This is a genomic window from Bartonella sp. MR30HLJHH, from assembly GCF_042194195.1.
Taxonomy (GTDB): Bacteria; Pseudomonadota; Alphaproteobacteria; order Rhizobiales; family Rhizobiaceae; genus Bartonella; species Bartonella grahamii.
In genome coordinates this window covers 1-9,666 of the sequence record NZ_JBHIMO010000022.1, presented here as the reverse complement: position 1 = coordinate 9,666, position 9,666 = coordinate 1, and the positions used below count along the sequence as shown (strand labels likewise).

Genomic DNA, 9,666 nt, shown 5'->3' with positions numbered 1-9,666 from the left:
GATTGATATCGATAACCCTACTCCTCGCAGACGAGGCTATTTTCTCTGCATCTTCTGCCTGATTGCGTGCTTGCGTCACGTCATGTCTTGCATAGCCAGCAGACTCTTTGGCTTCCTTGGCTATAGCATTACCAACTTGCCTTTAATCGGTGACTGGATGCTGGAAGTAAGCGACATTTTTACCAAAAGCCGAATCCATGTGCAAAATATCTTGAATGCATCCGATCGTTTGCTCACCGTACAAGCATCGGGCATCCTCTCATCATGCACGACGTTATGGAATAACTTCGGTCAGACCGAATCCGGACCGCGCTTGTTTCATAATAAGATCTGCTCGCTACGCGATATTGAAAGAACCAGTAAATATGGCGTTGTGGCACCGGGTAAGGTTCTGGTGAGTGATATAAAAATTGATTTGCGCCCCATTGATCGGGCGGATGCTTCTGATTCAGTGCGCCGTATGTTTTATAAAACGCCTTTCGCGTGTGATGGTTATGTTGATAGTTCCTTGCAATTAAAGCCGCGTGATGAATGGTTTGATTCCGGCGACCTGTTTGTTAAAGATGAATCCGAATGCTATTACTGGATAGCCAGAGCCGTTAATGAATTTAAACACAATGGTAAGTTTATCCCAGTTCAACTGATCTCAAATGACATTATTAAGTATGCCGGATGTTTAAGGCATTACTTTTCAAAAGCACAGAACGGCGATCTTTATCTCAACCTTGATATGTCGGCAAATAGTGAGCAGGTTAAAGTCGTTACTAAACTATTGACTGATAAATGGTATCAGTATGCATTTAAAGTAAATATCAGAAAAATTGCCACGACAAATACAGGGAAAATAAAATGTACCATGTAGGTAAAGCTCATGATATGAGCAGAGTGTATGTTAATCGTCGTGCAAACAATTATCTGTGCATTGTGAGCCATTCTTTTTATACCTATTTTTTAGCTATTGATAGGCTTCATCGTTATTTGCCTGTATCGACGAGACGTACATCGAGAATGATATTGCACCGTGAAATGGCGAAGGTACTTTTTATCGATATATTTAAACGGATTTTGCCAGATGTAAAGATGTCACACAGTTCTGTAAGCCATGGACGGAGTAAAAGTATTATGTTGGTTAATAAAGATCCGCGGATTCGGTCTGTCGGGGTTGATATCGAATTTATTGAGAAAAAAAAACTACCGAGACCATTTATGCTAGATTACTGTAAAAAATGCGCGGACTTTCCAGCAGGGCAGGTGCTGGATAATCGTCTATGCACCACAATATTTAGCTGCATGGAGAGCTTGTATAAGGCATTATGCACCATCTCGGCGTGCATTTTTGATATAAATGATTATTTTTTAGTTGAACATGACAGGACGCGATGTGTTTTTCGGTACGTTGGGAATATATTTGCGTTTAAAGGGATGACGTTTATTTGTAACTGCTATTATCTTTGTCAATCTGTGATAACCGTTGTTTTGCTGGATGCATATTTGCAATCAATTATTTTAGATGACCTCTTATATGAGGACATAACCGTTTCTATACCCAGTTAGTTTTTAACGAGTTTATGGCAATGCCATAACTAGCTTCATTTAGAGGAATATGTGATGAATGATTTACTGGTGAATATCACCCCTGAGCACTATGAAAGGTATGCTACTGAAGGTACATCATCGTGGAATGCGTATTTGATGGAAAGAATTCTGGAAGAAGCATCTGGTGTTACTTCTGCGAAGAAAAAAATTCTCGATATTGGCATGGGAACTGGCCACATGCTTTTCAAACTTTACCGCTCCCAAAAACTCACAGACTATTCCTTTTACGGGGTTGATATCGATCTCCGTATGGTTCAGTTTTGTGTTAAAAAATGTACCGAGTTAAAATACCAGCATGCATTCAACATCATTGAAGCCAGTGTCAGCAATTTACCGTTTCCCGATAACTCCTTTTCAATGATTTATGCCCGTTCCGTAATTCATCACTGGGCTGAACCTAAAAAAGGATTACAGGAGTTGTGCTGTGTTTTAGATCGCGGCGGTCGTATTATCATCCACGACCCCCTGGCTGATTCAGAAGAAACAGCACTGGGTATTTTTAACCAATCACGTCGTGAATGCGGTGTGGCAGCTATGTCCACAGAAGAAAAATTTACATTAGCCGGTATCACCGATCTTTTATACGGCTGCGATCTTAGTGAGATGAGCTGGACAGTGACACGTGGAGAAGGTCTAGCAGCTCTGGGTTGTGCAATTTTCATTAAAAAGGTCTGAGTTATCATGGATTATTTCTGTGCTGAAATGTATGCAAAAATGCAACCACGTATAACGGCAATAACTGGCTGCCATGCACTCGATTACATTGCTTTCCGCGATTTGGTTAGGATAAGTACACGTGTTTATTCGACCACTGGTGATAGTGGTTCTTTGACTCAAGTGGACTCTGCGGGTGAACACTTACCGATGCTGATTAGTGCTACAAGTGGCATCACTGGGGCGATGAAAATGGCCAACGTTCGTTTAAAATTCTGTAAGGAAGGGATCAGCTCATCAGAGCGCAATTTAATTCGTAACCTGCGCGCGCGGCAGGTTTTTTCCCCAGGGGATGTTGTTGGCAACCTGTTTACGATTAATCTGTTTTCATCTTTACACTACTTGGCGTGTGAAATTTTAAAAAATTGCCGTGCACATGTTGTGCCGGTTGGCGATATTGCTCTGCTGCTGAAGAGTCATTTCGAATTTCTGGCTGAAATACGGCTCTCGGTACTGTTTGGTGTGCCCAGCACCATCGTTCAGTTCGTTGAAGCCATGCTCAGCCTTGGGGTTCCACTGGCAATTAAAAAAGTGGTCTTTACTGGTGAATCGATGCTGAGCGTGCATGAAAACTATCTGCGCGAGATGCTGGGCGCCGATCTGCGGATAATTGGTTTATATGGTTTGTCGGAGTGCGGTTTCATTGGTATGTCCGCCGAAGGGCGGCTTAATCGGTACCTGCTCTTCAGCGATGATTTCTTCTTTGAATATGAAGATAAGAGAGGACTGCTAGTGACATCGCTGGATCCCGATGCCTCGCGCAAACTTATCAGATACTCCGTGGGCGATATGGGCACATTATCCGTTGAAAATGGTGACCTCTATTTTGAAGGTATTAAACGCAATGCTGTTGATTTTAATTTCATGGGAAATTTGATTAGCCATGAAAAAATATTCAAAATTATTAATCGAAGGTTGCCCGATGTGATTGTTCAAATTGTATTGTCTTTATCCGCGGATAGACAAGAGATTATGGATATTAAAATCTGCCGCGAAGTATTTCACAACCTTGATTTGTCCGAACTAACTGAGGAAATCTATCATTTGCCGGATATTTATGAAGCCTATATGAAAAAGCGCGGGCGTATTAATCTCACCCTCGTCGAATATAGCACTTTGCTTTTCTCACCCAGAGGGAAATGCCTGCTAGTTTATGACGCAAGGGAGTCCTGTAATGCAACTTGATAATTTGTGTAATGAAATTGTATCAGGGAATTCGCATACGATAAATGTCAACATCAGGTTTTATAGCGTGTCACCGGAGCAGCAGGAGTGAATCATGTCAGATGATGTTATTGATAATTATGGTTTAGATAATAACGCATTGTTTATTCGTGGATGTAATTTGATTGATATTGCCGATGAAAACCGCTATTTGCAGAACGCATGGTTTGTACTGACCGGCAACCTTCTTAATGAAGAACAGATGGATCGGCTGATTCAGAATGCTAACGCCGAACTGCAAAAGACGAACCCTACAGCCAAACTGCAGGCGATGCATCAACTGATCAATGTATTGCCATCTTTGAGTTTAACGCAGCGATTTATGATGTTATTATCGCAAGTTGAGGTTTCGGCGGCTCAGGGTAAGGTCATGGCTCCCGTAAGCGACGGTGGTTGTCTTAAAATTATCTTGCTGATGCCGTGGATTATTGCATTGGCGTGCTCTTCCCAACAGTTTTCCGATTTGCCGGCGATCGAAAATTGCAATACCTTGGAGCTTGCTTTTTGGTTAGTATTAACTAGCAAGGAAGCTTCTTCCGACTGGGATATTAATGTGCTTTGCGGGTGCATGTCTCTACTGCTGGGCGGGTTTGGTACTGTGACACCCACAACCACCATGGTAAGATTTATTATCAGTACCAAGAGCGACGTCATTTCTGCACTAATCGGTGGGTTTTGTGCCATTGGCTCCGTGCATATGGGAGCCTGCAAATATGCTATCATGCGACTTTCTGGTGTCCTCCATGAGATTGAAGCCGGGAATCTTAAGGCGGCGGTAACGCATTATTGCAAAGACAAACCCTGGCCAAGGTTTGGTCATCCGATTATGCAATGGGATGTCCGGGTTGATTTCTTTTTTTCACGCTTTCAGATGCCTATGTGCCCCTTCAGTTCGCTTGTGCGATCTATTTCGGACAATACAGGACTGCAACCCAATGTCAATTTTCTAATTGCAAGCATCATGAGCAAACATCGGGCTTCTCCTGAGCTGGGATTGTTGGCTTTTTTCGTTTGTCGTATGCCTATACTTCTCGCGCACTATCAAGCGCGGTTTAGCACTCATTCCTTCAGTTTATCATCAAAGGATTTAAGAGAAAAATATAAAAAGGTCTCCCAATTATGGCTATAAAGCATCACACCGAGCCAAATTTCTTGGGTATATGTCAGAGTATCACCTTAATCACACCGATGCGTGCTTGCGGGCAAATCGATATTTCTCACTGGGAGTTAGCCCATAACTATTTGAAACAGGGCTTGTTACTCGAAGCCTTGCATCAGTTTTCAGTTCGATTCGCCACCATGGTGGCTAAAAACTCGGATCTCACTTATCGCTATCTCCCTGTCATGGTTGAACAGTTTTTCTCTACCACCCATTTTGATAGCGATCGGTTATGCGTTGAAGGACATATTGAACGCATTAATGAGGCCTATCGTATTCACTGTAAGGCTAGCACATATGACAATGGAAAGGCCGTTATTGCGCAGGCAATCATCATGGTCAGTAAGGTCTGCTTCCTTGGCTCGTGTTCTCAGAAAGTCGCTCTTCCATTACTAGGCGATTTATGTAAGATTTCCTCCGTAACCGGAGATTCTTGTACTTTTTCCTTTAATGCGCATCACCCGCTTTTTGAGGAACATTTCCCCTCCCGCGCCGTATGTCCTGGTTCACTATTGATTGAGATGGTTCTGGCTTTAGCCACGCAGGGTAGGACGAAAAATATCGCATCTGTTGCGCTGAAAAAAGTAAAGTTCATTGAAGCAGTTTATCCGGGAGATACCTATCAGTTGACCATTAAACAGGATACAGAGTATGAACCGGGTGGCGTTTTTTATATTCATACGGAAACTAAAAAACGAAGCACTTGCGGTAAGTTTTCTATCAAATATAAAAAGGAGGATGCGCCATGTTTAACATAATAATCTCTTTTATTCCGTGGAGTATTTACTCCTGGGTTATCAATGGAAACTTTTTAACTCTGGTCGAACGCTCTCTCATCTTAACTGTGATTTTATTGTTCATTATTGCTGTGAATATTAAAATTGTCCGGCAGGGAGAACCCGTGATGATTACTAACATTCTGACAGTTATTGTCCTGTTTGTTAATTATTTCGCTGGATGGTCTACACTTTTACTGAACTACCCCACAGTTTTTTGCTATCTGTCACTTGCTCTGGTTTCATTGATTAGCTTGCTGGTAAAAAAACCCTTTACCATTTTTTATGCCAGTGCTGGTGTTTCTGAAGAAAAACGCAAACATATCCTATTTTATCTCATCAATAAATATATTACATGGATTTGGGTAATCATCTTTTTTGCCAATGGTCTTCTAGTGGCTTTTTTTACATGGACCCCCCAGATTTGGTTAATCACTATGGGTTTAATTTGTACTGGTATTCTTTTTTCTAAATATCTTCCTAACATCATGCAATATTTTTATCGCATCAAACATCATGGAGCATAATATGTCATTGTTTAACATTCTGACTGGAACCCCTTTATGGGCTTGGATTTTGCTTATTTTTCTCATTGCGAGGGGAATAATCGCATTGAAAGATAGGGAAACGAAGGTTTACCGCCTTTTTCTCTTGCCGTTAGTCTTTCTTTTTTTGGGCGCAAGCGATGTGATTAACCAGCTGGCTTTCCCACGCTGGGGAGCAATCGCAATGTTGGCAGGGCTGATGATCGGCTTTGGCGTTGGCTGGTTGCTCTGGCGTGCTACTGCGCGTTTAAAAATCAAAGAGGGAACGGATTTCATTATTCTGCCTGGTACGCCGTTGACGCTGACATTTATTCTTATCGCTTTTGTCATCAAATTCACATTGATTGTTTTTCTCAAGGTTGTACCTGATTTGAAATATGCATTTGATTTTAACCTTCTTTTTGGTCTTTTAAGTGGGTTTATTGGTGGTGTGTTGTGGGGCGGCACATTAAATTTATATATAGCATTTCGAAAGAATCCAAATTAATCCCTATACCATTAGCTGCGGGTGCTTCCCATTAGAACTATCTCAATAGAAGCTTATTCCTAACAACAACGCTGCATACAAATGCAGCGTTGCCTCGTAGTTTCAGATTTTTTTATCCCAGCGCGTGAAGAGATGAGGAAAGTGATATATCTGACTATGCCCCCTTGGGGGAAGAGCGAGCCTAAAGGTTTAGAATGCTATGAGTTTGAGCTAGCTGGACTTTGAGCAGATGGTTTATCGCTCATGGGAAATCATTTTGTTTTACGATTCAAAAAGAGGATAGTGATGGTCTCATTGGCGTAGGTGGGCAAGAAAACTGTTAGCTTGGCAATGCGTCAACAATTTGTAGAACTATGTTGTGGAACCCCTACGCAAAGCCGTTGCTATGATGGCATGATGCTTTTGTCAAGCATTATGATATGGGGAGGAACCGGTGTTTAAGGGTGCAACTGCGGTCACTATACGATCCAGTAGCATTACGTTTTTACGTTTGAGTATTTAGGAGCGGTAGACTCTGTACAGGCTATGCGTGCAATATGTGAAGCACGCTTGTGGGAATCAGTGTGCCATTATTGCGTTGTGCATGCAACCCTCTAGCTAGTACTTCATTGGTAAGGTTGTTTTTTGCAGCTGATTAATTATCTGTGTGTTTTTTAAGAGAACGTTAGCACTGATGTATCGCGTGCCGTACCAAGAAATCTTCCAAAAAAAATTATTAAAAATACTAAAAATATATGTGCAAGATGAACAAATGCTTGCTGAGGATATTGTATCAACGACTGTAGCTGCTTAAGGGCACATAATCTTGGGGGGCATAATGTTGTACAAAAAATCATGAAGTCCAAAAAACTCGTAAAGGTGCATTGCACTTCTCCTTTGAGAATTTGGCATCTCCTCTTAGCTTAATACGTTCTCATTATGATATAAACCCTTGGTTCTCCTGAACACCCGCTTGTCATGCGTTTTTCTGCTGATGCTCAAGAGATCTTTCGTGAATGGATGCAAAAGATTTTTAAAGAAGCCAAAGAGAATAACCTTTCTGAAAGCTTACAAGCGCATCTTTTGAAAATGCCTAAGACCATAGTAAGTCTTGCATTGATTTTTGAATTAACCGAAGGGGGGCGTTTTGAAATCAATAAAGATGCCCTTCAAACAGCCTTGCGATGGGAAAAATATTTGTTAAGTTATGTCAAAAGGCTTTATGCGGCGGCGGATAACTTAGCAACAGAGGGGGCAAAATTGATTGTCGAGCGCTGTGATCATTTATCTGATGTTTTTACTTTACGCGATATTCATCAAAGAAGTTGGATCGGTTTAACAGATAATAGAGCCATTAAGCAAGCTTTAGAGCTTTTATGTCGTTGTAATTATATTCGTGAAATCTCTAGAGACAATAGCTCCCAAGGTGGTCGACCTACCATACGCTATGAATGGCATTCTTTAGCAAAAAGTTATAAGACACCACACTAAGACAGAAATCTTATAAACATTAAACAATATAACAGTGAACCTTCAAAGCACTCCCCATCATTAGTTTTGGGGGTTTTGGGGGTTTTAGGAAACTACAAAACCTCTCTATAAAATATCTCATAAAACCTATCAAAATACTCATTATGATATTTTAAAGCACATGCTTCATTTGTCTTGATTAACACGTCAAATAAACAGCAAATTTCACTATTTTGCTGATCTGACCCCGTGTCATGGGCTGTGGATAAACAGCCTTTAAAAAACTTTTTGAAAAAATTTATCAGCTTTGGAATGACTTTAACTCATTTTGCACTCGATATTTGGTTTGAATTAATTTAATAAACTCCATTTTGATTGCTTTGAAGGGAATTAATCAATAGAATATATTGCCATGGAGTCTATTCTTTATGCTTCAATCTGTTAATTCCGATAATGAACATGTCTCTTTACGCTCTTTGTTAGAATATTATCGTCAACAAGCAAAATCACCCCGTGAATTAGGAATCATGTTTGAAAACCTTGTCATGGCTTATTTGACAAACGACCCGCTTCAAAAGCAAGAATACGAAAAGGTTCAGACTTATTTGGAATGGGCTAAAGAGCATGAAGAAGATGGAACTGATATTGGCATTGATCTGGTCGCTACAATCCGTGATGAAGGTGGCTATGCGGCTATTCAATGTAAATGCTATGATACCTCTCACATAATTAAAAAAGAAGATATTGATAGTTTTATAGCAGCTTCTGGCAAAAAGATCTTCACGCGTCGTATTCTGATTGATAGCACCGAAACAAGATTGGAGTGACAATGTTGAACTAACTTGTGAGGAGCAAGAAGTTCGTATTCAACGCATAAACCTTTTTGATTTAGAGAACAGTCAAATCGATTGGGGGGCGTATAAAGAACAAGGACAAGCCGTTCTTAAAGAGCAACCCAAAAAAAAGCTTTTAGATCATCAAAAAGAAGCCCTTGAGAAAGTCTGTGAAGGGTTAAAAGAAGCAGACCGTGGCAAGCTGATTATGGCATGTGGTACGGGCAAGACTTTCACCAGTTTGAAGATAGCAGAAACCATAGCAGGAACAGGCAAGCGTGTGTTGTTTTTGGTGCCCTCCCTTGCTCTCATATCTCAAACAATCCGTGAATGGACAGAAGATACAGAAGTACCCTTGCGTTCCTTTGCCGTGTGTTCGGATACACAAGTGGGAAAACGTCGTAAGAATAAAAATGATGCTCTTGAATTTGATAGCTCTGATCTTGCCTTGCTGGCTACCACGGATGCAAAAGAACTGGCTAGTAAAGCGGGTAAGGTTTCACATGATCTGATGACCATGGTGTTTTCCACTTATCATTCAATCCAAGTGATTTCGGATGCGCAAAAAAAGTATGATTTACCCGAATTTGATCTGATCATCTGTGATGAAGCGCATAGAACCACTGGGGCTTCATTGGGAACTGAAGACAATGAATCTGAATTTATCAAGGTTCATGATAACAGCATCATTCGTGGTAAAAAACGCCTCTATATGACAGCACCCCCTAAGATCTTTACCGATGATAATAACGCATTATATATAAAAACACAATAAAGTCAATGGTTTGAGTGAAATTATTTTATATGAATCCACTTAAGAATCCACACTTTTATGCATGATTCATTTGACCATTTTTTATATAAGATTGCCATGTATGAATAG

General features: G+C 40.7%; 9 protein-coding genes and 1 pseudogene. All 10 read left to right on the top strand.

Annotated elements, in window-relative coordinates; genetic code table 11:
* A partial coding sequence (locus ACFIKR_RS08210; protein ID WP_375659508.1) for a hypothetical protein occupies positions 1-862 on the top strand: 862 nt, incomplete at its 5' end.
* 746 nt (positions 863-1,608) lie between these two features.
* Entirely contained in the window at positions 1,609-2,271 is a 663-nt protein-coding gene (locus tag ACFIKR_RS08205; protein ID WP_375659507.1) for a class I SAM-dependent methyltransferase, read from the top strand.
* A 6-nt stretch (positions 2,272-2,277) separates the two neighbouring features.
* Positions 2,278-3,495, top strand: a complete 1,218-nt coding sequence (locus ACFIKR_RS08200; RefSeq protein ID WP_375659506.1) for a hypothetical protein — start codon at positions 2,278-2,280, stop codon at positions 3,493-3,495.
* Positions 3,496-3,589: 94 nt separating this feature from the next.
* Positions 3,590-4,663, top strand: coding sequence for a citrate/2-methylcitrate synthase (locus ACFIKR_RS08195; RefSeq protein WP_375659505.1), 1,074 nt, complete (start codon positions 3,590-3,592; stop codon positions 4,661-4,663).
* Complete coding sequence (locus ACFIKR_RS08190; protein ID WP_375659504.1) at positions 4,654-5,451, top strand: beta-hydroxyacyl-ACP dehydratase; 798 nt, start codon at positions 4,654-4,656, stop codon at positions 5,449-5,451. The genes ACFIKR_RS08195 and ACFIKR_RS08190 overlap by 10 nt, the downstream gene beginning before the upstream one ends.
* 146 nt (positions 5,452-5,597) lie before the next feature.
* Positions 5,598-5,996, top strand: a complete 399-nt coding sequence (locus tag ACFIKR_RS08185; protein WP_375630606.1) for a hypothetical protein — start codon at positions 5,598-5,600, stop codon at positions 5,994-5,996.
* Between the two features lies 1 nt (position 5,997).
* Positions 5,998-6,501 (top strand): hypothetical protein, encoded by a 504-nt coding sequence (locus ACFIKR_RS08180; RefSeq protein ID WP_375659503.1) that lies wholly within the window; start codon positions 5,998-6,000, stop codon positions 6,499-6,501.
* 303 nt (positions 6,502-6,804) lie between these two features.
* Positions 6,805-6,942, top strand: a complete 138-nt coding sequence (locus ACFIKR_RS08175) for a hypothetical protein (protein WP_155915008.1) — start codon at positions 6,805-6,807, stop codon at positions 6,940-6,942.
* 516 nt (positions 6,943-7,458) lie between these two features.
* A complete protein-coding gene (locus ACFIKR_RS08170) occupies positions 7,459-7,971 on the top strand; it encodes a DUF3987 domain-containing protein (protein ID WP_375659502.1) in 513 nt (170 codons plus the stop codon).
* Between the two features lie 407 nt (positions 7,972-8,378).
* A pseudogene (locus ACFIKR_RS08165) lies at positions 8,379-9,525 on the top strand (DEAD/DEAH box helicase family protein); the annotation flags it as partial.
* Positions 9,526-9,666: the final 141 nt, after the last annotated feature.

Excerpts from the sequence above, each read along its gene's own strand:
- ACFIKR_RS08205 (WP_375659507.1), top strand. The coding sequence starts at position 1,609 with ATGAATGATTTACTGGTGAATATCACCCCTGAGCACTATGAAAGGTAT.
- ACFIKR_RS08200 (WP_375659506.1), top strand. The coding sequence starts at position 2,278 with ATGGATTATTTCTGTGCTGAAATGTATGCAAAAATGCAACCACGTATA.
- ACFIKR_RS08195 (WP_375659505.1), top strand. The coding sequence starts at position 3,590 with ATGTCAGATGATGTTATTGATAATTATGGTTTAGATAATAACGCATTG.
- ACFIKR_RS08190 (WP_375659504.1), top strand. The coding sequence starts at position 4,654 with ATGGCTATAAAGCATCACACCGAGCCAAATTTCTTGGGTATATGTCAG.
- ACFIKR_RS08185 (WP_375630606.1), top strand. The coding sequence starts at position 5,598 with ATGATTACTAACATTCTGACAGTTATTGTCCTGTTTGTTAATTATTTC.
- ACFIKR_RS08180 (WP_375659503.1), top strand. The coding sequence starts at position 5,998 with ATGTCATTGTTTAACATTCTGACTGGAACCCCTTTATGGGCTTGGATT.
- ACFIKR_RS08170 (WP_375659502.1), top strand. The coding sequence starts at position 7,459 with ATGCGTTTTTCTGCTGATGCTCAAGAGATCTTTCGTGAATGGATGCAA.